The organism is Methyloversatilis universalis FAM5, from assembly GCF_000214035.2.
Lineage (GTDB): Bacteria > Pseudomonadota > Gammaproteobacteria > Burkholderiales > Rhodocyclaceae > Methyloversatilis > Methyloversatilis universalis.
Genome location: NZ_AFHG01000057.1, coordinates 175938 through 200705 on the forward strand (window position 1 = coordinate 175938; position 24768 = coordinate 200705).

At 67.6% G+C, this 24768-nt stretch carries 26 protein-coding genes and 2 tRNA genes; 20 read left to right on the forward strand and 8 right to left on the reverse strand.

Translation table 11 applies throughout. The features are described 5' to 3' along the window. Positions 1–68: 68 nt before the first annotated feature. A complete protein-coding gene (gene phoR, locus METUNV1_RS16480) occupies positions 69–1370 on the forward strand; it encodes a phosphate regulon sensor histidine kinase PhoR (RefSeq protein ID WP_008063761.1) in 1302 nt (433 codons plus the stop codon). Positions 1371–1435: 65 nt separating this feature from the next. Here the strand turns inward: phoR and METUNV1_RS16485 are convergent, their stop codons facing one another. Both METUNV1_RS16485 and METUNV1_RS16490 read right to left on the reverse strand, forming a co-directional pair. Beyond that, complete coding sequence (locus tag METUNV1_RS16485; RefSeq protein WP_008063764.1) at positions 1436–3040, reverse strand: hypothetical protein; 1605 nt, start codon at positions 3038–3040, stop codon at positions 1436–1438. After that, on the reverse strand, positions 3037–4575 hold the full coding sequence (locus METUNV1_RS16490; RefSeq protein WP_008063765.1) for a hypothetical protein: 1539 nt from the start codon (positions 4573–4575) through the stop codon (positions 3037–3039). Before METUNV1_RS16490 ends, METUNV1_RS16485 begins: the two co-directional genes overlap by 4 nt. 197 nt (positions 4576–4772) lie before the next feature. Between METUNV1_RS16490 and METUNV1_RS16495 the strand changes: the two genes are divergently transcribed. From METUNV1_RS16495 to METUNV1_RS16505, 3 genes are read left to right on the forward strand one after another with little or no spacing between them, the layout of a single operon-like run. Then, positions 4773–5183 (forward strand): COG4315 family predicted lipoprotein, encoded by a 411-nt coding sequence (locus tag METUNV1_RS16495; RefSeq protein ID WP_008063767.1) that lies wholly within the window; start codon positions 4773–4775, stop codon positions 5181–5183. A 36-nt stretch (positions 5184–5219) separates the two neighbouring features. After that, a complete protein-coding gene (locus METUNV1_RS16500) occupies positions 5220–5777 on the forward strand; it encodes a sigma-70 family RNA polymerase sigma factor (protein WP_008063769.1) in 558 nt (185 codons plus the stop codon). Then, positions 5774–6505 (forward strand): anti-sigma factor, encoded by a 732-nt coding sequence (locus METUNV1_RS16505; RefSeq protein WP_008063771.1) that lies wholly within the window; start codon positions 5774–5776, stop codon positions 6503–6505. The genes METUNV1_RS16500 and METUNV1_RS16505 overlap by 4 nt, the downstream gene beginning before the upstream one ends. An 18-nt stretch (positions 6506–6523) precedes the next feature. On the opposite strand, the gene METUNV1_RS16510 is transcribed toward METUNV1_RS16505, so the two are convergent. Then, complete coding sequence (locus METUNV1_RS16510; protein WP_008063772.1) at positions 6524–7375, reverse strand: DUF3293 domain-containing protein; 852 nt, start codon at positions 7373–7375, stop codon at positions 6524–6526. A gap of 181 nt (positions 7376–7556) precedes the next feature. Beyond that, on the reverse strand, positions 7557–9179 hold the full coding sequence (locus METUNV1_RS16515; RefSeq protein WP_008063773.1) for an ABC-F family ATPase: 1623 nt from the start codon (positions 9177–9179) through the stop codon (positions 7557–7559). A 132-nt stretch (positions 9180–9311) separates the two neighbouring features. On the opposite strand from METUNV1_RS16515, the gene gshA reads away from it, so the two are divergent. The 16 genes from gshA to METUNV1_RS16595 all read left to right on the forward strand — a co-directional run bounded on the left by gshA (position 9312) and on the right by METUNV1_RS16595 (position 21790). Further along, positions 9312–10634, forward strand: a complete 1323-nt coding sequence (gene gshA, locus METUNV1_RS16520; protein WP_008063774.1) for a glutamate--cysteine ligase — start codon at positions 9312–9314, stop codon at positions 10632–10634. Between the two features lie 32 nt (positions 10635–10666). Next, the gene (gshB, locus tag METUNV1_RS16525; RefSeq protein WP_008063775.1) at positions 10667–11617 is read left to right on the forward strand and encodes a glutathione synthase; all 951 of its coding nucleotides are present in this window, start codon (positions 10667–10669) and stop codon (positions 11615–11617) included. Then, a complete protein-coding gene (locus METUNV1_RS16530; RefSeq protein WP_008063776.1) occupies positions 11589–12653 on the forward strand; it encodes an FAD:protein FMN transferase in 1065 nt (354 codons plus the stop codon). Before gshB ends, METUNV1_RS16530 begins: the two co-directional genes overlap by 29 nt. A 73-nt stretch (positions 12654–12726) precedes the next feature. Next, positions 12727–12888 (forward strand): DUF2256 domain-containing protein, encoded by a 162-nt coding sequence (locus METUNV1_RS16535; protein ID WP_081471384.1) that lies wholly within the window; start codon positions 12727–12729, stop codon positions 12886–12888. Then, the gene (locus METUNV1_RS16540; protein WP_008063777.1) at positions 12881–14434 is read left to right on the forward strand and encodes a cryptochrome/photolyase family protein; all 1554 of its coding nucleotides are present in this window, start codon (positions 12881–12883) and stop codon (positions 14432–14434) included. Before METUNV1_RS16535 ends, METUNV1_RS16540 begins: the two co-directional genes overlap by 8 nt. Before the next feature lie 90 nt (positions 14435–14524). Continuing rightward, positions 14525–14971, forward strand: a complete 447-nt coding sequence (ybgC, locus tag METUNV1_RS16545) for a tol-pal system-associated acyl-CoA thioesterase (protein WP_008063778.1) — start codon at positions 14525–14527, stop codon at positions 14969–14971. Continuing rightward, complete coding sequence (tolQ, locus tag METUNV1_RS16550; RefSeq protein WP_008063780.1) at positions 14968–15645, forward strand: protein TolQ; 678 nt, start codon at positions 14968–14970, stop codon at positions 15643–15645. The genes ybgC and tolQ overlap by 4 nt, the downstream gene beginning before the upstream one ends. Before the next feature lie 24 nt (positions 15646–15669). After that, entirely contained in the window at positions 15670–16086 is a 417-nt protein-coding gene (locus METUNV1_RS16555) for an ExbD/TolR family protein (RefSeq protein WP_008063791.1), read from the forward strand. Then, entirely contained in the window at positions 16086–16997 is a 912-nt protein-coding gene (locus tag METUNV1_RS16560; RefSeq protein ID WP_008063793.1) for an energy transducer TonB, read from the forward strand. The genes METUNV1_RS16555 and METUNV1_RS16560 overlap by 1 nt, the downstream gene beginning before the upstream one ends. A 35-nt stretch (positions 16998–17032) precedes the next feature. Further along, on the forward strand, positions 17033–18307 hold the full coding sequence (gene tolB / locus METUNV1_RS16565) for a Tol-Pal system beta propeller repeat protein TolB (protein ID WP_008063796.1): 1275 nt from the start codon (positions 17033–17035) through the stop codon (positions 18305–18307). 53 nt (positions 18308–18360) lie between these two features. Further along, the gene (pal, locus tag METUNV1_RS16570) at positions 18361–18927 is read left to right on the forward strand and encodes a peptidoglycan-associated lipoprotein Pal (RefSeq protein WP_008063797.1); all 567 of its coding nucleotides are present in this window, start codon (positions 18361–18363) and stop codon (positions 18925–18927) included. Next, complete coding sequence (ybgF, locus tag METUNV1_RS16575; protein WP_008063799.1) at positions 18927–19688, forward strand: tol-pal system protein YbgF; 762 nt, start codon at positions 18927–18929, stop codon at positions 19686–19688. The genes pal and ybgF overlap by 1 nt, the downstream gene beginning before the upstream one ends. Further along, positions 19685–20377, forward strand: coding sequence for a 7-cyano-7-deazaguanine synthase QueC (gene queC / locus METUNV1_RS16580; protein WP_008063801.1), 693 nt, complete (start codon positions 19685–19687; stop codon positions 20375–20377). Before ybgF ends, queC begins: the two co-directional genes overlap by 4 nt. A 45-nt stretch (positions 20378–20422) precedes the next feature. Continuing rightward, complete coding sequence (locus METUNV1_RS16585) at positions 20423–21538, forward strand: YeeE/YedE family protein (RefSeq protein WP_008063802.1); 1116 nt, start codon at positions 20423–20425, stop codon at positions 21536–21538. Between the two features lie 64 nt (positions 21539–21602). Further along, positions 21603–21678: transfer RNA gene (locus METUNV1_RS16590), tRNA-Lys, on the forward strand. 36 nt (positions 21679–21714) lie between these two features. After that, positions 21715–21790: transfer RNA gene (locus METUNV1_RS16595), tRNA-Lys, on the forward strand. Positions 21791–22531: 741 nt separating this feature from the next. On the opposite strand, the gene METUNV1_RS16600 is transcribed toward METUNV1_RS16595, so the two are convergent. The 4 genes from METUNV1_RS16600 to METUNV1_RS16615 are packed head-to-tail and all read right to left on the reverse strand — an operon-like array spanning position 22532 to position 24755. Beyond that, on the reverse strand, positions 22532–22669 hold the full coding sequence (locus METUNV1_RS16600; RefSeq protein WP_157257869.1) for a hypothetical protein: 138 nt from the start codon (positions 22667–22669) through the stop codon (positions 22532–22534). A gap of 44 nt (positions 22670–22713) precedes the next feature. After that, the gene (locus tag METUNV1_RS16605) at positions 22714–22989 is read right to left on the reverse strand and encodes a hypothetical protein (protein WP_008063804.1); all 276 of its coding nucleotides are present in this window, start codon (positions 22987–22989) and stop codon (positions 22714–22716) included. Then, positions 22986–23411 carry a hypothetical protein gene (locus METUNV1_RS16610; RefSeq protein ID WP_008063805.1) on the reverse strand — a complete coding sequence of 142 codons (426 nt, stop codon included), beginning with the start codon at positions 23409–23411 and terminating at the stop codon, positions 22986–22988. The genes METUNV1_RS16605 and METUNV1_RS16610 overlap by 4 nt, the downstream gene beginning before the upstream one ends. Then, entirely contained in the window at positions 23412–24755 is a 1344-nt protein-coding gene (locus METUNV1_RS16615; RefSeq protein ID WP_008063806.1) for a hypothetical protein, read from the reverse strand. It lies immediately after the preceding gene. Positions 24756–24768: the final 13 nt, after the last annotated feature.

Genomic DNA, 24768 nt, shown 5'->3' on the forward strand with positions numbered 1-24768 from the left:
TCGTGGCGGTCGCGCTTGGCTGCGCGACCGCGCATAATCCGCCGCCGTGACCGCCTGCTGCCTTACTCATGCGTGAATTCTGGTTCCGTGCGGTGCTCCGCATCGCCCTCGTCGCCCTGTGCGCACTGATCGGCTACGCCGCCGACGCACTGGTGCCAGCGCTGACCTTCGCCTGCGCACTGCTGCTGATCGGCAGCCTGCGCGACCAGTTCGAGATCGGCCGCTTCGACCGCTGGCTCAATTCGACCGGTGAAACCGAACTGCCGGAAGGCGGTGGCCAGTGGGAATTCCTGTTCGCCAAGCTGGCCCGGCGCGAGCGCAACGCGCGTCACCAGCGCGAGGACCTGCGCAGCCGGCTGGAGCGCATGCGCGAGGCCAGCCGTGCGATGCCGGACGGCACGCTCATCATGTCGCGCGACGAACTGATCGAGTGGCTGAATCCGATGGCCGAGGAGCATCTCGGTCTGGACGCCCGGCGCGACATCGCGATGCCCATCCTGAACCTGGTGCGCCAGCCCGAATTCGCCGAATACCTGCAGTCCGGCGAGTACGGCGAGCCGCTGTCCATGCCGTCGCCGCGCCAGCCCGGCCGCACGCTGCAGCTGCGCGTGGTGCCCTTCGGCGACGACCAGAAGCTGCTGCTCACCCGCGACATCACCCAGCTCGAAAAGCTGGAAACCATGCGTCGCGATTTCGTCGCCAACGTGTCGCACGAAATGAAGACGCCGCTCACCGTCATCCACGGTTTCCTGGAAACGCTGGAGGACGCGCTGCCGGACCTGCCGCAGGAACAGGCGCTATCCTTCATCCGCATGGCGCAGCAGCAGTCGGTGCGTATGCAGCGGCTGGTGGACGACCTGCTGACGCTGTCAGCGCTGGAAACCGACACGCCGACGCCGGAAGAAAAGGTCGACATGCGCAATCTGCTGGACATCGTGCTGGTCGAGACCAAGGCGCTGTCGTCCGGCCGGCACACGGTGTCGCTCACCGTCGAGGGCGCGCCGGGCGTGCTGCTCGGCTGCGCGCGCGACCTGCGCAGCGCGCTCGGCAATCTGGCCAGCAATGCGGTGCGCTACACGCCGGACGGCGGGACGCTGAAGCTGGACTGGCGGGTGGTCGATGGCTGCGGCGAGTTCTCGGTCACCGACAACGGCATCGGCATCGATGCCGCCCACATTCCGCGGCTGACCGAACGCTTCTACCGGGTCGACCGCGGCCGTTCGCGTGAAACCGGCGGCACCGGCCTCGGGCTGGCCATCGTGAAGCACGTGCTGGAACGTCACCAGGCCACGCTGCAGATCGACAGCGAACCGGGTCGTGGCAGCCGCTTCACCGTGCGCTTCCCGGCGCGGCGCACGCTGGCCGGCTGACACGGTCCGGTGTTCCGCCGGATGGTCGGCCAGGAGCAAGGCGCCCGCTCCCCGTGGCCGACCGGTCAGTCGGCCGCTCCCAGCTCGACGAAAGCCACCCGCTCGTAATTGACGCCGAAGCTGTTCAGCCGCACCAGCTGCACGCTGCGCAGCAGTTCGGCGACATAGACCTCGATTTTCCGGTCCTGCTGGAACCAGCCGCGCGGCAGCACCAGCGTCGCTTCTTCGCCCATCACCTGCACCGCCGGCAGCAGGAAGGCGCGGACGAAACGTTCGCCCGGCTGCCCCTCTTCCGGCTGCGGACGCACCGACAGCGCGCGCGGTGTGCCCGGCAGCACGTACAGGCCGTTCAGCAGGCTGCCGTCCGACTCGTACATGAGCCAGGACACCCGGGCCAGTCGCCAGTGTTCCGAATCCGGCCCGAACACCGCGATCAGCTGGGCGTACTCCACCGGCGTCGTGTCGCGCGGCGCGCGCAGCCGGTAGCCCATCACGCTGTGGTCCAGCATGGCCCAGCGCTGCGACGGATACTGCGCGCGCGCGCTGGCCTGGCGCACCGCCAGCTGACCGGTATCCGCCGCGCGTTCGCCGAAGGTGGCGATGTCGACGAAATCGCTGTGACTGTAGATGCGGGCCGGCGGCGGCTGCACGAAGTCATGGCCGGCGATGAAGAAGTGCATCGATTCCGGCGTCAGCGCGACCTCGATGTCGCCTTCGCCGGCGCGGCGCTGGAAGCGGCGCGGGTTGGCGGCGTGGCACCAGGGCTTGTACAGCTGCAGCAGCAGCCGGCCGGCCGACACCGGGTGACAGTCGGCGCCCAGCCCCAGCACTTCCGGCGACTGGCCCTGGCGCAGCCCGGCCACCACGCGCTCGATTTCGCTCGCCAGCCGCGCCGACCCGAGCCGGCGCAGATGCGGTGAGCGGGCGAACACCTCCAGCGGCCGCGCGCCGCTGTCCTGGTTCAGGTCGACCGCATAGGTTTTGGCGTCGGTGCCTCCGAACACCGGCATGATTTCGGTCAGCCCGGCATACTGCCCGGCCCAGCGGCATACCCAGTCGAATTCGCGCGGGCTGCGGCCATAGGGGTTGGACAGGTCGACCAGCAGCACGCCGCAGTAGGATTCCGCCGCGCTCTGCGGGTGGCCGCCTTCCTTCAGGCCGTCCGGCACCGGCTGGGTGGCGTAGCCCCATTCCTCGGCAGTGCTGTAATAGCCGTGCAGCTCCAGCCACAGGCCGCGCGGCACGGTGCGGCGGGCCCTGAAGTACTCCAGCACCGCAAGGCCGGCATACAGCACGCAGCGCTGGCACACCTGGGCCAGCCGCTCATCGCCCAGCGGATTCACGCCGGCGTTTTCGGCCGCCTGTGCGTAGGCCTGGGCCATGGCCAGCCACAGCGCCACCACCTGACGCAGCACCGCGTCGTCGGCACCGCCCGGCGCGACCGGGCGACTGCTGTAGCGCTTGCTCAGACTCTCCTGCAGGAAGTGCAGTGGCGGTCGCATCGCCTCCAGCACCGTCAGATAGTCGGCGCTGCGCGGCGGTGTCTGCCGCAGGCCGTACAGCATGCGGGTGAGCGTGTCGCGCACCCGCGGTACATTGGTCAGCGGCAGTTCGGCGATCAGCGTCAGGCACTGGGTCGCGTCCCGGTAGTTGAGCGTGGGCGCGGTCATGTCACCGGCTCGATGCGGGCCAGATCGAAGTCGGCGCCGCGTTCGATCGATTCGACCAGGCGCACGCGGCGGGGGCCGGCGTCGTCGCCCAGCGTGATGTCGCGCGCCTTGCGGTACCAGCCGGCGGGCAGGGCGACGCATTCCGGCTGGCCGATGCGCGACACCTCCGGCATCAGCACGCCGCGGGCGGCGTGTTCGCCGCTGCCATCCGGCGCACGGCTGAGTTCCACCAGACGCGGTGTGCCGGCCAGCATCCGTATGCCGATCTGCAGTTCGCCGTCGCTCATCATGACCCAGCACACATGAGCGAGCATGAACTGCGTGGCGTTCTCCGGCCGCACTGCCAGCAGCATGCCGTTGGCCACGCGTGCGCCGTCGCCGGTAGCGCGCCGGCCGAGTCGCAGGCCGGCCGGGCTGTCGTCGAGGATGCGCCAGTCTTCCACCAGATAGCCCGCTGCAACCGTGCGCGGGCCGAGGCTGTCGATCGCGTCGTCGTCGCCACCGAGGAACTGCTGTACCGCCTCCATGCCGATCACCACCGCGGCGTTCTGCTGCAGCGCCCTGCGCGCTTCGGCGCGGGTGAGGCCGCCCCGGCAGCAGTGGCCGTGCAGGTGGCGCAGCAGGCGTTCCGCCTGGGCCGGACTCAGTTCGTCACCCAGGCGCAGCGCCAGCGGCGTTTCGCCCTGGGCGAGCAGCGCCAGCCGCTTGCGTACGCTGTGCGAGAACTCGTCCAGCACCAGCCAGCGCAGCCGGCTGCCGGCCTGCGGCATGCGGGCCACCGGTGCGTCGGCGCTCAGGTCCAGCATCAGCGGCGGCAGCGCGCTGTGGGTGACCGGCGCGTCGAACACCGCCACCTTGCCGGACCACTTGCCCAGCCAGCGATGCAGCACGCGCAGCTGGCGGTGGGTCAGGCCGAACGGGCTGGCGCCGTGCAGCAGCACGCACAGCACATAGGCAGCACGCACCGTGGTCGGGCGCTCGTCGTGTATCGCGTCGTCGCGGATCTTGCGTTCCGCCGCACCGAGCCGCTCGGCCGCGTCGAAGCAGGCGTGCACCCGCCGCCAGTAACCGGGCGCGGGCGTGTGTGCGGTGCGCAGCGCGTCGAGCTGCATCAGGGCCAGCGCACTCAGCGCGCGATGGGCGATCAGGCCGGTCTGGCCGACAACGGCGCCGTCGCCGTCCAGCGCCGCCGACAGACAGTGCAGGTAGGCGGTGGCCAGCGTGTCCCACATGCCCTGATTGGCGTCGAAGGCGGCCCGTTCGCCGGCGGACAGCGGCAGCGGGCGGCCGACGAAGCGGTTGGAGGTCGAGGCCTGTATCGACAGCACGGTGTCGCGCAGTTCTTCGGCCACACGCAGCCGTTCGCCTGCCGCCAGCGTGCAGCGGTTCAGCAGGTTGAGCTGACCGAGCAGGCGGGCCTGGGTGGCCAGCGGCTGGCTGCCGTCGGCGCCGTCCAGCCACTCGCGCGCGGTGCGGGCATCGCGGAACTCCGGCAGGTGGGCGCTGCTGGTGGCAGGGAGGGCAAACAGGTGCATGAAAGACTGTCGTTGTAACCTGATGTAAGCAATTCTATGTGCTGGCGCGGTTTTCCGCGCGGCAGGGCGCCACGCAGGGCACTCTTTTTGACATCGCTTTTGCGCGATCGATGCTTCGGCTGCCTCCGATCCGGTGTGGCGGCCGTAGACCCGGACAGGTGCGCAGCTTCGCGTGCCCCGATCCGAGGAGTGCTCCCATGAAGAAAACCCTGTCCCTTCTGTCCCTGTTCGCGCTGACCTTGAGTGCCGGGCCCCTGCACGCCCAACCGGTGACCGGCAAGGCCGGCCTGCTTACCGATGCCGCAGGCCGGGTGCTCTACGTGTTCGACAAGGACAGCGAGGGCAAGAGTGCGTGCTACGACCCGTGCGCCGCACTGTGGCCGCCTTTCCTTGCAGCGGCCGATGCGAAACCCGCGGGCGACTACGGTCTGGTGATCCGCAGCGACGGCAGCCGCCAGTGGGCGGTGCGCGGCCGGCCGCTGTACTTCTACGCCGCCGACAGCGTGCCGGGCCAGGCCACCGGTGACGGCGTGAAGGGCGTGTGGCACGTGGTGCGCGACACGCCTGCGACCGGCGATGCCGGCAGCTACCGCCCGAAGGAGTACTGATGCCGTCTGCCGCGATGTGCGTGGCATTATGCGCCGATGCATGATCCTGCCGCTCTCGACGGCTTGCTCGCCCGGGTCGCGCTGCGCGACCGGGCGGCCTTCCGCCAGCTGTACGACGCCTGTGCGCCGCAGCTGCTGGGGGTGGCGCTGCGTCTGCTCCGACGGCGCGATCTGGCCGAGGACGTGCTGCAGGACGCCTTTGCCAGCGTGTGGCAGCGCGCTGCCGGCTACCGGGCTGATGCCGGCACGCCGATGGCCTGGCTGACCGCGCTGGTGCGCAACCGCGCGCTCGATCTGCTGCGCGCCGAGCGGGTGCGCGCGGCCGAATCGCTCGATCCGGCCGACGCCGAACGCCGTGCCGATGAGCGGCCGGATCCGCTGGGTCTGCTCGAACAGGCGGCGGACGCCCTTCACCTGCGTCGTTGCATCGACGACATCGAAGGCCCGCAGCGCCAGTGTCTGGCGCTGGCCTATTACCACGGGCTTTCGCACAGCGAACTGGCGGCCCATCTGGGCTCGCCGGTCGGCAGCGTGAAAGCCTGGCTCAGGCGCGGTGTCGAGCGCCTGCGCCGCTGCCTGGAGCACCTGGAATGAACGGGGCCGAACATCCGGCCGGTCGCTACGGCAACCCGGAACTGCTGGACCGCCTGGCCGCTGCCTATGTGTTGGGCACCCTGGGCCGCCTGTCGCGTCGCCGCTTCGAGCGGCTGGTGCGCAGCCGCGAGCCCGCGGCGCGCGCCCTGAAGAAATGGGAAAGCCATGGAGCCGCGCTGGCTGCGGTCGTGCCGCCGGTACAGCCGTCGTCCGCCGTGTGGCGCGGCATAGAACGCCGCACCGGGCTCGGTGCCCCCGCGTCGTGCCGGTGGGCGGGCTGGCTGCGGCCTGCGCTGGGCTTCGCCTGCGGCCTGCTTCTGACGGTGGGCGTGGCACGCCTGCAGCCGGACTGGATCGTGTCGGCCAATCTGCCGCCGCAGGCAGTGCTTCCGGCCAGCTATGTCGGCCTGCTGACCGATGCCGATGGCCGCCCCGCAGCCCTGGCGTCGTCGCGCCGGCGGGGCGCTGACCTCAGCGTGAAGCTGCTGCAGCCGCTGGCGTTGCCGGCCAGTCAGGTGGCGGTACTGTGGGCGCTGCCGAAAGACCGGGCGCCCTTCCGTCTCGGCGTGCTGCAGGCGGCGCCCAAACAGATGCTGAAGATGTCCGACACCTCGGAGGCGCTGCTGTCCGAGGTGGATGAGCTGGGCGTGTCCTTCGAACCTTCAGCCGACGCGGCAGGCCCGTCGGACGGCTTCGTGCTGCGCGGCCACTGCGTCAAGCTGTGGTGAGAACGGTGCGGACCGGCTTCAGTCGTCCTGCCGGCGCACGCACCAGCGCAGCCGTGCCGGCTGGCCGGCGTCGCCGGTGAGCACCGCGTTCTGGCCGAAGGCGGCGCCGATGCGCAGCGCCTCTTCGCCGCTGAGGCCGGCGCACAGCAGCGCAGGTTCGCTCCAGCCCGCGTCGGCGCTGCGGTTCTGCGCCTCGACCACGGCCAGACCGCGCTGCGTCAGCAGGGCGCGCAGCGCGGCATGGGCGGCGCGGTTGCTGTCGTCGTCGCTGCGCGACGACCATGGATTGACCGCCGCGATCAGCGCCCACTGAGCCTGTCCCTGGGCCGCCAGCCAGCGGTCCAGTGCCGCCGACGGTGCGCCGACGTTCAGCACCGCTTCGCCGTCGGGCAAAGCCACCGCGTAGTCACAGCCTTCGTAGGCGCCGGCCAGCGCATCGCTGACCGGAACGGTCGGCAGGCCGAGCCGGGCGAGCAGCGTGGCGCGCCACAGCGCCGACGGCAAGCGCGGACGCGCTGCGGATTCCCGCTGCTTCGCGCTCCACACCGAACCGGGAAAGTGGGCGTCGTCCGGCCAGCGGCCGATCACGTGCCAGTGCAGGTGCGGCACCATGTTGCCGAGGCTGCCGAGGTTGATCTTTTCCGGCTGGGCCACTTCGCGCACGCAGCGCTCGACCTGCCACACCACATTCATCAGGTGATCGCGGTCGGCATCGGCGAGGTCGGTCATTTCCCGCACGTGACCGTTCCAGATCACGCGCAGGAAGGCCGGGTGGTCCGGGTCGCGCGCGTCGATCACGCGCAGCCGGTCGTCGCGCCACAGCCAGTGATGGCCGGGCGTGTCGTCACAGATCGGGCAATTGTCGGACATCTCAGTCGTTCAGATAGGTGCTGCGCAACCGGTCGGCTGTGCAAAGCCGACCGTGGATGAGCGCAGCCCCCTTGGCGGGGGTGAGGCAGGGGTTTCGCAGCGCATGCGCTGCGCCTGCCAAACGGGCCGGCTGTGCAAAGCCGGCCCTCCTGAGCGAACGCAGTGAGCGTGGGGGCCTCATTCAGTCGTCAATGCCCTGGCTGGCGAGGTAGTCCTCGTAACCGCCGCGGTAATCGATGATCTGGCCGTCGCCGCGGACTTCGAGCACGCGGGTGGCCAGCGTGGACACGAATTCGCGGTCGTGCGACACGAAGAACAGCGTGCCGTCGAAGGCGTCGAGGCCGCCGTTCAGCGACTCGATCGATTCCATGTCCATGTGGTTGGTCGGTTCGTCGAGCAGCAGCACGTTGTTCCGCTGCAGCATGAGCCGGCCGAACATCATGCGGCCCTGTTCGCCGCCGGACAGCACGCGCACCGCCTTCTTCACGTCGTCACCGCCGAACAGCAGCCGGCCCAGCGTGCCGCGGATCAGCGTGATCGCGTCGTCGCCCTCGTAGCCGCCCTCGCGCACATAGCCGCTGATCCAGTCGGTCAGGTTCTCGTCGCTGTCGAAGTCGGCCGAGTGGTCCTGCGCGAAATAGCCGAGGCGGGCCTTTTCTGCCCACTTGATCGAGCCGTGCTGCGGCGTCAGTTCGCCGACCAGCAGCTTCAGGAAGGTGGTCTTGCCGACGCCGTTCTCGCCAATGATGGCCACGCGGTCGCCGCCGTCGAAGGTGGCGGTGAAGCCCTTCAGGATCTGCGGACCGCCGTCATAGCCGAACACCACGTTGTCCAGTTCGACCGCCTGCCGGTGCAGCTTCTCCTTCGGGTCGTAGTCAAAGCGTATCCACGGATACTGGCGCGAGCTGGGCTTGAATTCCTCGATCTTGATCTTGTCGATCATCTTCAGGCGCGAGGTGGCCTGCTTGGACTTGGACTTGTTGGCCGAGAAGCGGCGCACGAAGCTCTGCAGCTCGGCCACCCGCTCCTTCGCCTTGGCGTTGGCTGCGGCGGACCGTTCGCGCGCCTGGGTCGATGCTTCGATGTAGTCGTCCCAGGTGCCCGGATACAGCCGGATGGTGGCGTAGTCCAGATCGGCCATGTGGGTGCACACCTGGTTCAGGAAGTGGCGGTCGTGGCTGATGATCACCATGGTGCTGTTGCGCTCGTTCAGCGTGTGTTCGAGCCAGCGGATGGTGTTGATGTCCAGGTTGTTGGTCGGTTCGTCCAGCAGCAGGATGTCCGGATTGGCGAACAGCGCCTGGCACAGCAGCACCCGCAGCTTCCAGCCGGGGGCGACCTGGCTCATCGGGCCGTTGTGCTGTTCCGACGGAATGCCCACGCCCAGCAGCAGTTCGCCGGCGCGCGCCTCGGCGGTGTAGCCGTCGTACTCGGCGAACTGGCCTTCCAGTTCGGCGGCGCGCATGTAGTCCTCTTCGGTCGCGTCCGGGTTGGCGTAGATCGCGTCCTTCTCCTGCATGCAGGCCCACATTTCGGCGTGGCCCATCATGACCACGTCGAGCACGCGCACGTCTTCGTAGGCGAACTGGTCCTGGCGCAGGAAGGCCATGCGCTCGTGGGCGTCGATGGACACGTTGCCGGCGGTCGGTTCGAGCACGCCGGCGAGGATTTTCATGAAGGTCGACTTGCCGGCACCGTTGGCGCCGATCAGGCCATAGCGGTAGCCCTCGCCGAACTTGATGCTGACGTTGTCGAATAGCGGCTTGGCGCCGAACTGCATGGTGATGTTGGAAGCGGACAGCATGGGGAACTCACAAGGCGGGATCGTGCGGACGCGCACGAAAGGCGGGATTGTACCGGAGCGGAAGAGGGCGCCGACCGCGGGTGTAGAATCCGCGCGCCTGACTTTCAATGCGGATCGCGACCGCCCACGCCCATGGTGCCTCATCTGACCACCGCGCTCACCGGCCCGCTGCTCGCGCTGGAGAGCCGCTTCCTCGAACGCCAGACCGACATCGAACAGTGGTTCCGCGCGCAGTGGCTGGAACACAGTCCGCCCTTCTACGCCTCGGTCGATCTGCGCAACGCCGGCTTCAAGCTGGCGCCGGTCGATACCAATCTGTTTCCCGGCGGCTTCAACAACCTGAATGCCGAATTCCTGCCGCTGTGCGTGCAGGCGACCATGACCGCGGTCGAAAAGCTGTGTCCGGAAGCGCGCAATCTGCTGCTGGTGCCGGAAAACCACACGCGCAACCAGTTCTACCTGCGCAATGTCGCGCGGCTGGCGCAGATCCTGAAGCTGGCCGGCCTGAACGTGCGCATCGGCAGCCTGATTCCCGACCTGGCCGGCCCCACCGTGCTCGACCTCGGCGACGGCCACAGCCTGACGCTGGAACCGCTCATCCGCCTGCCCGGCGGCCGCCGCATCGGCGTCGAAGGTTTCGACCCCTGCGCCATCCTGCTCAACAACGATCTGTCGGCCGGCGTGCCCGAACTGCTGCAGAACGTGAATGAGCAGACCTTCATCCCGCCGCTGCACGCCGGCTGGACCACGCGCCGCAAGTCGCAGCACTTCGACGCCTACAGCGAAGTCGCGCGCAGCTTCTCGTCGGTCATGGACATCGACCCGTGGCTGCTCGACCCGCTGTACGACGTGTGCAACGACATCAACTTCCAGGAGCGCAGCGGCGAGGAATGCCTGGCCACGCGCGTCGGCGCGCTGCTGGCGCGCATCCGCGAGAAGTACGCGCAGCACGGCGTGGACCACGAACCTTTCGTCATCGTGAAGGCCGATGCCGGCACCTACGGCATGGGCATCATGACGGTGCGCGACCCGTCCGAAGTGGTCGGCCTGAACCGCAAGCAGCGCAACAAGATGGCGGTGGTGAAGGAAGGGCTGGAAGTCAGTTCGGTGCTGATCCAGGAAGGCGTGCCCACATTCGAAAGCGTCGATGGCGGTGCGGCTGAACCGGTGGTGTACATGATGGACCGCTATGTCGTCGGCGGTTTCTACCGGGTGCATGGCGAGCGTGGCATCGACGAGAACCTGAACGCGCCCGGCATGCACTTCAAGCCGCTGGCCTTCGAGTCCTGCTGCTCGATGCCGGACCCCGGCTGCGCGCCGGATGCCGCGCCCAACCGCTTCTACGCGTATGGCGTGGTGGCGCGGCTGGCGCTGCTGGCCGCCAGTCTGGAACTGGAGCGCGGCGCACCGCTCGACGCCACCGCGGAAGCGCTGGAAGCGGAACTGCGCGGCTGAGCTGCCGCCCCGCCCGAAAGGATGCAGAACACATGACCCTGCGCATCGCCTTCATCGTCGACCCGCTCGACAAGCTCAAGCCGGCCAAGGATTCCAGCATCGCCATGATGCGCGAGGCGGCGCGTCGCGGTCACGACATCTGGGCGGTGCAGCGTGAGGCGCTCAGCCTGCACGGCGACGAGGTGATGGCCGAGGCGGTGCGCATCGTGCCGCAACGCACCGATGCACCCTGGTATCTGGCGCAGGAAAGCGCCACCCGCGCGCTGCGTGAATTCGACGCGGTGCTGATGCGGCAGGACCCGCCCTTCGATTTCGAATACATCACCGCGACCTGGATGCTGGAGCGCGCCGCCGCCGCCGGCGTGCGGGTGTTCAACCACCCGCGCGCCATCCGTGACCACTCGGAGAAGGTGTCGATCTGCGAGTTTCCGGACCTGATCGCGCCCACGCTGGTGTCGCGCGACACGGTGGCGATCAATGCCTTCATCGACCGCCACGGCGACTGCATCCTGAAGCCGCTGGACGGCATGGGCGGTTCGCGCATCTTCCGCGTGCGCGCCGACGACGCCAACCGCAACGTCATCATCGAAACGCTGACCGAGGACGGCGCGCGCACGCTGATGGCGCAGCGCTACATTCCGGAAATCACCGAAGGCGACAAGCGGGTGCTGCTGATCGCCGGCGAGCCGGTGCCCTACTGTCTGGCACGCATCCCGAAAGCCGGCGAAACCCGCGGCAATCTGGCGGCCGGCGGCCGCGGTGTGGCCCAGCCGCTGTCCGAGTCCGACCTGGCGATCGCGCGCAAGCTCGGTCCCGTCCTCGCCGCACGAGGCCTGCTGCTGGTCGGCCTCGACGTGATCGGCGACCGCCTCACCGAAATCAATGTCACCAGCCCGACCTGCTTCGTCGAAATCACCGAACAGACCGGCTTCGACGTGGCCGCCATGTTCGTCGATGCGCTGGAACGGGCTGCGCACCGCTGAGTCTCCGCGCCCGGGTTTCCTCCCGCGGCTGCTGTTCGCGTGCGCCTGCGCGCTGCTGCTGGCCGGCTGCGGGGTGCGTGACACGCTGGAGCGGCAGGAAGCCTTCGTGTTCGGCACCCGGGTCGAGGTGGTCGTGTACGGCCTCGACCGCAGCCGGGCGCGCGAGGCGCTGGCCGAGGTGCTGCAGGAATTCGACCGCCTGCACCGCCGGCTGCATGCCTGGCAGCCGTCGGAACTGACCCGTCTGAACGCCGCCTTCGGGGCCGGCCGGACGGCGATGATCGACGCCGACATGGCCGCGCTGCTGGGCGCGGTGCAGAGTGCGGCGGTGCGCGGTGAGGATCTGTTCAATCCGGCCGCCGGCGCGCTGATCGCCGCCTGGGGCTTTCATGCCGACGAATTCCTGCCGCGCCGGCCCGACCCTGCGCTGCGCGACGCGCTGGTCGCCGCCCGGCCGCGCATGGCGGACATCGACATCGTGCCGCAGCCGGATGGCGCCGCCGCGGTGTACAGCCGCAATCCGGCGGTGCAGCTCGACCTCGGCGGCTATGCCAAGGGCTACGCGCTGGACCGCGCCGCCGCGCTGCTGCGTGCCCGCGGCGTGTGCTGCGCGCTGATCAACATCGGCGGCAACGTGATGGCGCTGGGCAGCAAGGGCGGTCAGCCCTGGCGTATCGGCATCCAGCATCCGCGCAAGCCGGAAACGCTGGCCGCGGTCGAGCTGCACGACGGCGAGGCGATCGGCACCTCCGGCGACTATCAGCGCTATTTCGAGCTGGACGGCGAGCGGCTGTGCCACCTGATCGATCCGCGCAGCGGCGAGCCGGTGCGTCATACCCAGTCGCTCACCGTGCTGATGCCGGCCGGGCCGGACGCCGGCGCCCGCTCGGACGCCGACAGCAAGCCGCTGTTCATCGCCGGTCGCGACCAGTGGCAGGCGCTGGCGCAGCGCATGGGCGTGAGCCAGGCGCTGCGGGTAGATGCCGACGGCAGCATGGACATGACGGCTGCCATGCGGGCCCGGCTGCGCGACTGACGCGACGGCGGAAACCTCCCGCCGCTTTTCCGGTCTGCCGCACGACTTCTCCCACCTTCCTGCAGGCACCGCCATGCCACCCGTCACCTACAAGGGCAACAAGTCCTTCCTGCCGACCAAGCCCTGCGTCGCCTGTGGCCGCCCGATGAGCTGGCGGCGCGCCTGGCGCAACACCTGGGACAGCGTGAAGTACTGTTCCGACGCCTGCCGTCGCAAGGGGGCGTCCCATGCCTGAGGCGACGTCGGCGGTGCGCCATCTGGTGCTGGTGCTCGGTGACCAGCTCGACCTCGACTCGGCGGCGTTCGAGGGCTTCGACCCGGCCCGCGACCGGGTGCTCATGATCGAGGCGGAGGGCGAATCGACTGCGGTGTGGAGCCACAGGGCGCGTACCGTGCTGTTCCTGTCGGCCATGCGGCACTTTGCCGAAGCGCTGCGCCAGCGCGGCTGGCCGGTCGATTACCGGCGGCTGGGCGAAGGCGCCGACCGGGATCTGTGCGCGCTGCTGGCTGCACGGCTGGAACGCGACCGGCCGGCGCGGCTGGTTCTGGTCGAGCCGGGTGAATGGCGGCTGGAGCAGGGTGTGCGCGCGGCGTGCGAGCGGCTGGGCGTGGCGCTCGACCTGCGCGACGATCTGCACTTCATGATTTCGCGCGCCGGCTTTGCCGAGTGGGCGAAGAAGTACCGCCAGCCGCGCATGGAATTCTTCTACCGCATGATGCGCGAGCGCCACGGCGTGCTGATGGAGGGCGGCGAGCCGGCCGGCGGGCGCTGGAATTTCGACGCCGAGAACCGCAGCGGCTTCGGCCGCAAGGGGCCGGGTCTGGTGCCGCCGCCGCTGCGCTTCGAGCCGGACGCGATCACGCGCGCGGTAATCGCCGAGGTCGACGCGCGCTTCGCCGATCACCCGGGCTCGACCGCCGCCTTCGACTGGCCGGTCAGCCGCGAGCAGGCGCTGGCCGCACTGGCCGATTTCGTCGAGCACCGGCTGGAACTGTTCGGCCACCACCAGGACGCGATGTGGACCGGCCAGCCCTGGCTGTGGCACGCCCGCATCAGCGCCGCGATGAATCTCAAGCTCATTTCGCCGCGCGAGGTGATCGCCGCGGCGGTGAACGCCTGGCGCGAACGCGGTCTGCCGCTGCAGTCGGTCGAGGGCTTCGTGCGGCAGGTGATCGGCTGGCGCGAATTCATCCGCGGCATGTACTGGCTGGACATGCCGGGCCTGCGCGAGGCCAACCACTACGGCCACCGGCGCGCGCTGCCGCGCTGGTACTGGAGCGGCGACACGCAGATGGCCTGCATGCGCGCGGTGGTCGGGCAGACGATGAAGCACGGCTACGCCCACCACATCCAGCGCCTGATGGTGACCGGCCAGTTCGCGCTGCTTGCGGAGATCGAGCCGCAGCAGGTCGAGGACTGGTATCTGGCGGTGTATGTGGACGCGGTGGAGTGGGTGGAGCTGCCCAATGTGGCGGGCATGACGCTGTACGCCAACGGCGGCCGCTTCACCAGCAAGCCCTATGTGGCGAGCGGCGCCTACATCCAGCGCATGAGCAACTACTGCGACGGCTGCCGCTACAGCCCGTCAGTGCGCAGCGGCGACGCCGCCTGTCCGGTTACCGTGCTGTACTGGCACTTCCTCGACCGGCACGAGGCCGACTTCGCGGCCAATCCGCGCACCGCGCTGATGGCGAAGAACCTGGCGAAGCTGTCGCCGGACGAGCGGGCGGCCATCCGGACGCGGGCGGCGCAGATGCTGGCCGGACTGGACGCGCTGTAGCCGCTGTTCGGCGGCTGTTACATCCGTTTTCCAAGCGATTTTGCTGCCCTGCGCAAAGGCGGGCGCCGGCGTCGGGTAAAATCCGGCGCCATGACTTCACCAGCGCAGCACGTTGCCGGCTTTTCGTGGCCGGTACGCGTCTACTACGAAGATACCGACAGCTTCGGCGTGGTGTACTACGCGAACTACTTCCGCTTTCTCGAACGTGCGCGCACCGAATGGCTGCGTGCGCTCGGTTTCGACCAGGTCGAGATGGCGGCCGGCGGGGTCGGTTTCGTCGTGCGTTCGGTGCAGGGTGAATACCTGAAGCCGGCGCGCTTCAACGACGCGCTGGAAGTGCGCAGCCACATCGCGGCCGTGAGTCGTGCCGCGGTCGATTTCGCGCAGCGCCTCTACCGCGGCGATGAACTGCTGTTCGACGGCACGGTCAGGGTGGTGGCGATCGACATGGCGAAAAACCGCCCGGTGTCGCTGCCGCCCGCCCTGCGCGCGCGCCTCTCTCCCTCCATTCCGTCCTCCTCAGTCCCGACTCCATGACCGCTACCGAAGACCTCTCGATCATTTCGCTCGTGATGCACGCCAGCCTGCTGGTCAAGCTGGTGATGGCGCTGCTGGTCGGCGTTTCCTTCATGAGCTGGTACTGGATCTTCCGCAAGTCCTTCGCCATCCGCGCGGCGCGTCTCAGTTCCGACAAGTTCGAGCTGGAGTTCTGGTCCGGTGGCGATCTGAATGCGCTGTTCCAGAGCGCGGCCAACGACCGCCACAACGCCGGCGGCATGGAGCGCATCTTCGAAGCCGGTTACCGCGAATTCACCAAGCTGCGCGCGCGGCCCAACATGGACACCGCCACCGTGGTCGATGGCGCCCGGCGCGCGATGCGCGCCACCTACCAGCGCGAACTGGACGAGCTGGAATCGCACACCGCCTTCCTTGCCTCGACCGGCTCGGTCAGCCCGTACATCGGCCTGTTCGGTACCGTGTGGGGGATCATGAATGCCTTCCGCGGCCTGTCCAACGTCGGCCAGGCCACGCTGGCCCAGGTCGCGCCCGGCATCGCCGAAGCGCTGGTGGCGACCGCGATCGGCCTGTTCGCGGCGATTCCGGCGGTGGTGGCCTACAACCGCTTCGCCCACGACATCGACCGTATTTCCATCCGCTGGGAGAGCTTCATGGAAGAGTTCTCCAACATCCTGCAGCGCCAGACCCGGTAAGCGGCGATGAGAAGACAGCGCCGCATGATGAACCAGATCAACGTCGTGCCTTACATCGACGTGATGCTGGTATTGCTGGTCATTTTCATGGTGGCCCCTCAGGCCACGCCCACCGGCAGCATCGAACTGCCCAGCGTCGGCCAGGCCTCGCAGACGCCGGCCAAACCGATCGAAGTGATCGTGAAGGCCGACGGCAAGCTCGCGCTGCGCGACATGGAGTCGGCAAGCCCGAAGGAAACCGCGGTCACCCGTGACACGCTGATCAGCAGCGTGCGAGAACTGCAGGCGGGCGATGCCAGCCGGCCGCTGGTGGTGGCCGGTGACAAGGCGGTGCGTTACGAAGAGATCACCAGGGTGGTCGGCGCGCTGCAGAACAACGGCTTCACCCGCATCGGTCTGCTGGTCGAGCAGGCCGGCCAGAGCGGCCGCGCGGAGCGCTGATGCACGCACCGGCGCACGATTTCGCGTTCAGGCGGCCACAGCCGGGCAAGTGGCCGTCGGTGGCGCTGGCCGCCGGCATGCACCTGCTGCTCGGGCTGTTCCTGTTCTACAGCGTGAGCTGGCAGACCAGCAAGCCGGCCGCGGTGCAGGTCGAACTGGTGGGCAGCCTGCCGCCTGTCCAGGCGCCGGTGCAGCCGGTGCCGCCCCCGCCGCCGCCCGAGCCGGTGGTCGAGAAACAGCCGCAGCCGGTGGTCGAGAAACAGCCGCAGCCGGTGGTCGAGAAACAGCCGCAGCCGGTGGTTGAGCCGCCGCCCCCGCCACCTCCGCCCAGGCCGGACATCGCGATCAAGGAACCGCCGAAGCCGAAGACACCGCCCAAGCCGGAGCCCAGGCCCGAGCCGCCCAAACCCAAGCCGGTAGAGAAGAAACCGGAACCGAAGCCGGAACCCAAGGTCGAGAAGAAGCCGGAACCCAAGGTGCCGCCGAAGCCGGACAACCGGCTGGAGCAGGAACTGCAGGACAAGCTTATGCGCGAATCGCTGCAGCGGGAAAGCGCCGAGCAGATGCGCCGGCAGGCCGCGCAGGAAGCCGACCTGATGGCCAAGGTGGCCGCCGACGGCGCGCGCATCAAGGCGCGCGAGTCCTGGGCCGGGCGCATCAGTGCCAAGGTGAAACCGAACGTGGTGGTGCCCCCGGGCGTGACCGGCAATCCGGAGGCGGTGGTGACGATTTCGCTGCTGCCGGACGGCTCGGTGGCCGGGGAACCGAGAATGAGACAGTCGACCGGCAACCGGGCGCTCGATGAGGCCATACTGCGCGCCATCGTGAAGTCGTCGCCGCTGCCCAAGCCGGATGATCCGGCTGCCTTCGAGCGCAACCTGGAACTGAAATTCCGCCCGCTGGCCGAGTGAGGCCGCGGCTGCAGACACTTTACGGAAAGGATCCGATGATCAAGTTCTTCAGACTGATGACCGCGGTGCTGGGTCTTGTCGCGACCGCTGCGCACGCCCAGCTCACGGTGGAAATCACCGGTGCCGGTGCCAACCGCATTCCGGTGGCGATCGCCAATTTCGCCGGCGAGGGCCTGCTGCCGCAAGCGCTGACCGGTGTCGTGCGCGCCGATCTGGAACGCAGCGGCCTGTTCAAGATGATCGACCCGGGCCCGGCCCAGGTGCCGGAGAACGCGGCGATCGACCTGAACCAGTGGAAGGATCGCGGGGCCGACGCGCTGGCGCTGGCCAGCATCCTGCCGGTGCCCGGTGGCCGCTACGAAGTGCGCATGCGGCTGTACGACATCGCCCGCCAGAACAAGCCGGACGGCATGATTTTCGTGTTCGCGCCGGCCACCATGCGCGAAACCGGCCATCGCATCGCCGACTTCATCTACGAAAAGATGACCGGCGAGAAGGGCGTGTTCTCGACCCGCATCGCCTACGTGAGCAAGAGCGCCGGTCGCTTCGAACTTAAGGTGGATGACGCCGACGGCCAGAACCCGCGCACCGCGCTGCGTTCGACCGAGCCCATCATTTCGCCGGCCTGGTCGCCGGACGGCTCGCGCCTGGCCTACGTGTCCTTCCAGGCCAAGAAGCCCATCATCTACGTGCACTCGCTGGCGACCGGTGCGCAGACCGTGGTGGCCAACTTCAAGGGCTCGAATTCGGCGCCGGCCTGGGCACCGGACGGCAAGCGTCTGGCCATCGTGCTGACCAAGGACGGTTCGTCGCAGATCTACACCATCAATGTCGATGGCAGTGGCCTGAACCGGGTGGTGAGTTCGAGCGCGATCGACACCGAACCGCAGTTCTCGCCAGACGGCCAGTTCATCTACTTCACCTCGGACCGCGGCGGCAGCCCGCAGATCTACCGCGTGCCGGCCGGCGGCGGCAATCCGGAGCGGGTCACCTTCGAAGGCAGCTACAACGTGACGCCCCGCCTGTCGCCGGACGGCAAGTCGCTGGCCTATGTCACCCGCAACGGCGGCCGCTTCCAGATCGCATCGATGGATCTGGCCAGCCGTCAGGTGCAGATCCTCACCGACTCGTCGCGCGACGAATCGCCGTCGTTCGCGCCGAACGGCCGCATGATCATCTACGCCTCCGAGATCGGCGGCCGCGGCGTGCTGTCGGCGGTGTCCGCCGACGGCCGCGTGCGGCAGAAGCTGTCCGGTCAGGCCGGTGGCGACGTCCGCGAGCCGGCCTGGGGCCCGTTCAACCAGCCGTAATCCGTCTTTCAGTCAGCACCCACACAACACCCGCACACAGAGAGGCCTCCACCATGCGCACCCCCACCAAGATCACCCTCGCAGCCCTGACGCTGGCCGTGCTGGCCGGCTGCTCGTCGACCGGCCCGGAACAGCCGGCCGCACCGACCGAGGACAAGAAGCCGGCCACGCCGTCCACCGGCGGCGCCACCGGCGCACCGGTCACCCAGCCGCAGGTCGGCGCCAAGCAGATGACGCCGGAAGAGGCGCTGCTCGCCCAGCTGAAGGACCCGAACAGCCCGCTGTCCAAGCGCATCGTGTACTTCGACTACGACAGCTACGCGATCAAGGACAGCTACGCGCCGATCATTTCCGCGCACGCCAAGTTCCTGATCGCCAACCCCAAGTTCAGGATGCTCATCCAGGGCAACACCGACGAACGCGGTTCGCGCGAATACAACCTGGCGCTCGGCCAGAAGCGTGCCGAAGCGGTCAAGCGCGCGCTGATGCTGCTGGGCGTGAACGAAGCGCAGATCGAATCGGTCAGCCTGGGCGAAGAGAAGCCGCGCATGATGGGCACCGACGAAGCGTCGTACGCCGAGAACCGCCGTTCGGAAATCCTCTACTCGGGTGAGTACTGATGCAGGCCCGCAACGGGGTCGCGGCGGCGCTCGCCGCGCTGTTCCTGATCGCGGCCCCGGCGCGGGCTGCGCTGTTCGATGACGACATCGCCCGCCAGCGCATCGAGGATCTGCGCGCCGACACCAAGGCGCGTATCGATGCGCTGACCCAGAAGCTGGAACAGTCGCAGCGCATGCAGGGCGATCTGGGCAACCAGATCGAAAGCCTGCGCGGCGAGATCGCCAAGCTGCGCGGCCAGGTCGAAGTGCTGACCTATGAGCTGGAAGCGGCCACCAAGCGCCAGAAGGACTTCTATCTCGACCTCGACAACCGGCTGCGCGTACTGGAAACCCAGCCTGCCAAGCCGGCCGCGGCGGCCGAGCCCGCGGTCGACCCGGCGGCCGAGCCGCGCGACTACGAGGCCGCGCTGAACCTGCTGAAGGGCGGCAAGTACCCGGAAGCCCAGGTGGCGTTCGAGAACTTCATCAAGGCCTGGCCGAAGAGCAACTTCCAGCCGGCGGCCCACTACTGGGCGGCCAGCGCGGCTTTCCAGACCAAGGCCTACTCGCGCGCCGCCGAGCTGTACCAGCAGCTGTACGCGCAGTGGCCGGCCGACGTGCGCGCACCGGAGGCGCTGATCGGGCTGGCCAATACCCAGCAGGTGCAGGGGGACGCCAAGGGCGCGAAGAAGACGCTGGAAACCGTGGTGGCCCAGTATCCGGGCACCTCGTCCGCCGACACCGCGCGTCAGCGGCTGAAGCAGATGGCGTCGAAGAAGTGAGCGCGTCGCCGGCAAGCCGCAGGCCGGCGGTGGTGCTGCTGTCCGGTGGGCTGGATTCGGCCACCGTGCTCGCCATGGCGCGCGCGCAGGGCTTCGACGCCTACTGCCTGTCGCTCGACTACGGCCAGCGCCACCGCGCCGAACTGGTGGCGGCCGGACGCGTGGCGCAGGCGCTGGGCGCGGCCGGCCACCGCACCATATCGCTGGACCTGCGCGCATTCGGCGGCTCGGCGCTGACCGACAGCGCGATCGACGTGCCCACCGGCGGCGTGGCCGAAGGCATACCGGTTACCTATGTGCCGGCGCGCAACACCATCATGCTGTCGCTGTCGCTCGCCTGGGCCGAGGTGCTGGGCGCGAACGACATCTTCTGCGGCGTGAATGCGGTCGATTATTCGGGCTACCCGGATTGCCGGCCCGAGTACATCCGTGCCTTCGAGGCGATGGCCAATCTCGCCACCAAGGCCGCAGTCGAGGGCGCGAAGCTCACGGTGCACGCGCCGCTGATCGACCTGAGCAAGGCGGGTATCATCCGGGCCGGCACGCAACTGGGCGTGGATTACGCGCTCACCGTGTCCTGCTATCAGGCCGATGACGACGGCCGGGCCTGCGGCGTGTGCGACTCCTGCCGGCTGCGTCGCGAAGGCTTTGCCACGGCCGGCGTGCCCGACCCCACCCGCTACCGCTGATCCACCGTCCGGAGGCCCGGGCGGTGCCACCGCTCCGGAACGACGATGGAACTGAACATCCACACCGAAACCCTGCTCGCCGTGTTCGCGCTGTCGGTCGCGCTCGGCGCGCTCGCCGCGCGCACCGGCTTCTGCACCATGGGCGCAGTGTCCGACTGGATCAATATCGGCGACCTTGGCCGCATGCGGTCGTGGATGCTGGCGATCGCGGTGGCCCTGGCCGGCGTGGCGGCCATGGAGTCGGCCGGCGTGGTAGACCTGAACGCCACCTTTCCGCCCTACCGCACGCCGCAGTTCGCCTGGCTGCGCCATCTGCTGGGCGGCCTCATGTTCGGCGTCGGCATGACGCTGGCCAGCGGCTGCGGCAACAAGACCCTGGTGCGCATCGGCGGCGGCAACCTGAAATCGCTGTTCGTGCTGGCGGTGGCCGCGGTCACCGCCTACCGGATGATCTACACCGACAGCTATCAGGCGCTGTTCGGCTGGACCCAGTCCTTCACGATCGCGCTCGACGCGCACGGCATCCCGTCGCAGTCGATCGGTGCGCTGGCGGCCGCGGCCAGCGGCGGTGACGCGGCAGTACTGAATGCTTGGCTGTCTTGGGCGCTGGCGGGAGGTCTGGCGATCTGGGCATTCGCGTCCGCCGACTTCCGCCGCAATCCGGACCAACTGCTGGGCGGCATCGGTTTCGGTCTGGCGGTGCTCGCCGGCTGGTGGCTCACCGCCGGCCCGCGCGCGGCGGCGTGGAAGGAATGGGCCGAGTTTGCCGACGTCGTGCCCAGCCGGGTCGAAGCGCAGTCCTATACCTTCGTCAGCCCGATGGCCGACGGCCTGCGCTGGCTGATGGATCCGGCCAATGGCGCGCTGCTCAATTTCGGCACCATGGCGCTGGCCGGCGTGACGTTCGGCGCCTTCATCCATGCGCTGCTCTCGCGGCGCTTCCGCATCGAGTGGTTCCGCAGCAAGGCCGACCTGGTGCGGCACGCGTTCGGCGCGGTGCTCATGTCCTGCGGCGGCGTGCTGGCCTCCGGCTGCAGCGTGGGGCAGGGTATCACCGGCCTGTCCACGCTGGCCCTGGGCGCCCTGTTCACGCTGCTGGCGGTGATCGCCGGTTCCGCGCTGACCATGAAAGCCACCTCCTGGTGGCTGATGCGCGATTGATGTTGCAGAAAAAGGTTGACGACCCGGGTTCGCTCGCCTATAGTCCGCGGTCTTCGCAAGGCGAGGGTCGGTAGCTCAGTCGGTAGAGCAGCGGACTTTTAATCCGTTGGTCGCGAGTTCGAGTCTCGCCCGACCCACCACCAGGTGGGCCGAAGCAGCAGGCGAAGCCGTTTTCCGGGTTGTTAGCTCAGTTGGTAGAGCAGCGGACTCTTAATCCGTAGGTCGAGTGTTCGAGCCACTCACAACCCACCAGCATCTAAGCGGCCCCCAGCGATGGGGGCCGTTTTCATTTCTGAGCTGGGGTTACGCCGGGGTTACGTCTCCGGCACGCACGGCGCAAAAGACAGGTGTGTTGACGCTCCCGCACAACCCAAAGGTTTAAAGTGGTCGAGTACCCGCACTCCGCACCGGAGCCTCGTTTGCGGAGGCACGAGGAGGGCGCTGTGAAACACGTACTTTCGATTGTGGCGATCTTCTGCTGCTTGTCCGCATCGGCTTCCACTCTGGACCCGCGCGAGACAAACGAGATACTGCATCGATCCGGCTCTCTGCCCGCTTGGGGAGACGTTGATAGTGCGTGCCGAGGCCTGCTCAGAGCCTCAGATGGCTCCATTGATCGCTTCAGCTTCATAGACCCCAGAGAGGCCGAGTGCTTCGCCTTTTTTGCTCGAACGCTGGATGCCGCGCTCGCCCGGCATGTGGGTTCGGACAGGTGCTCCAGCCCCGAGGCGTATCCGGAACCAATGGGATCGATCCAACGCGGCCGCTGGAGGCTGAAGATCATCGCGGAGTTCTTGCGGGCTCACTTTCGTTCAGGAAATGAGCAGATCTCTGCAAGCCCGGAGCTCGCCTTCAGAATGTACATATCGAGCCGCTTCAACTGCCCCATCTAGGTTGCGCGGGCAGGTTACGGGGCACACTCTTGCCGGAGCGGCAGCAGTTCGCTGCCCGTACATGTAAACGCGCGCGCACGAGGCGTTCCGCGGCATTGAATCACTTCATCCACTTCACCTCCTTCAGCTTCCTGCGCACCATTCGCCGCAGTTCCTTGCTGCGCTGCTGCTCGGGACTCAGCGGGGGAAGCACCTGGTCTGGATCTTCGCCGGCCGCCATGCGCCGGATCACCTCCACGATCAGCTCCGCCCTCAGCAGTGAGTAGCGGCGCCGACAGTTCATTAATGGCGACGAATTCGCTCGGTGCGATGCGCGGTTGTGATCACTTGATCAGCCTTATTGACCACGACATAGACGTCGAGGTATTCCTCGAGAATTCGGGCAAGCGGCCCAGCGTATGCCTTGAATTGCTTCCGTGAAGTCTTGTTGAAGAATACTTTCGTTGCGCCATCTCCAGCTGGCTCACTCTCTCCGAATTGGAGCAGAATGTCGATGAGCATCGGCGGAATACTGCGCTGCTGAGTTCGGACTTGCGCATGTCGGGTCATCTGAGTCATCGCATTGTCTCCAGTTCGATTCGCGCTTCGTCATTTCGAACGGAATCCAGGAAGTCCTTCAAGTGCCTCTTGGATTCCTCGCTCAGCGCTTCGATGAATGGGGTGCCGGCGCGGGCGCGCAGCGCAGAGATGATCTGGCGCTCGGCTTCGGAAAGAGCGGGTTGCAGGTATGGTTTGACTTCACGCCACGTCTCCGGCTGATATTCCTCGAGGCACATGTGGAGCAGCGCAACAGGGTCAGCCTCCAAGGCGCGCGCGATGGGGCCTATCCGTTCCAGCGGAAGCTTTGTCTTGCCTTGCTTGATCATGGTCATCATGTTCGGCTTTTCGAAGCCTGCCTTCTCTGCAATATCCTTCTGCAATTTCCCGGAGGCACTGATGAGCTCAGCAATGAAGTGTGCGACACGTGATTTGTTTTCCATTCAGGCCTCTTGCCGAGAGATGAAGCTCAGGGTGTACGCACGTTCTGCTGTGCGGCGAATGCGGATCACGTCGCCGGCCTTGGCCGCGTGAGCGGTGAAGTACGCGCTGAATCTCTTGCGGGGACTTACGAGACTCTCGCTCTTCACACGCATATCGGTGACGTAAGGCGATTTCTTCTTGATGTCGTGATGCAGTTCGACTGCAACCCCGTGCCTGTCGCCGCCACGACTGCCAAAGCTATCGGCAGGAAAAAGTCGTTCGGCGTAGCGCGCCTCGATGTCGAAATACCCGTTGCGGATGCCAGCGTCGGTCAATTTGACGTCTAGGGTCGCCTCACGCTCGTTGAAGGGTGATATGGCGACCGGCGAGGCCGCGGGGCGTACGGGCGTGATTTCCCGCATGGCCTGCGGAAATTGGGCGCGAAGCACCTGTTCGGATAGCCACGCCTGGTCCAGCGCCAGAATCTGCGAAAGCAGAGGGCAGTCCTCGTCAGGAGACAGATCCTGCACTTGCCCCTCAAAAAGCGCCTTCACGCGCTCGGCGGTCAGACCACGGGGGTGTGCGATGTTCGCGTACCAAATGTCCTCGATCCGTGCATCGGAATGGCCGAACCGCTCGCGCAGGTCTTCTGGCGACGCGAAAAAGTCTGCGAGCCGCGCCTTGAGGAAGGGCATGATTTCATCCGGTTGCAGAGCGTTCGGCGTGGGCCGTCCCAAGGTGCCGATTCGTTCGGTTTGCTTGAACCCTCGGCGGGTCTGCAGCCACCTGAGTGCTTCCGATTTTTCGACGACGAGCTCGCCTTTCTCATCGCGGGTCGCGACGAGCAAGGATTCGCCCTCTGCATGCAAAGCGTTACGTACGCTTCGTTCCTGCATGCCGCCAAGCAGTGCGATGTCTTCAAGGGAGACAAACCGCGTATGGTCCAGATTGAAGCGAGCGGCCGCGAGCGCGACGACCATCGCCAACGCGCGGCCACTGTCATGAGGACCATGCATGTCGGCGATCTCGTCCCAATTGCGATCAACGACGTTGTTCGAGACCAGAGAGAGCAGCGCCTGTAGTCGGCCGAGATTGCCCTCCTCACAGTCGTCATTGATGCCGGCGCCCTCGAGTTCCCCATGGACGCCGTATCGGAATACGGTCTCCAGTCCCTTGGTTGCGTCCAGGCTGCCGAGGTCGAAGTCGCTGTATGAAGGCCAGTCCGGCATTTCGCAGTCGGAGGGCAGGGCGAGCATGGCTGCGCCCGCGCCTTGACGAAGCTGAAGGTCGCAGGTGTATGCAAGGCAGTAAACTGTCGCTGTCGCGCTGTCCTTGACGGTATCGAACGAGATCTTGGTGTCCATAGGGTGCTCTGTT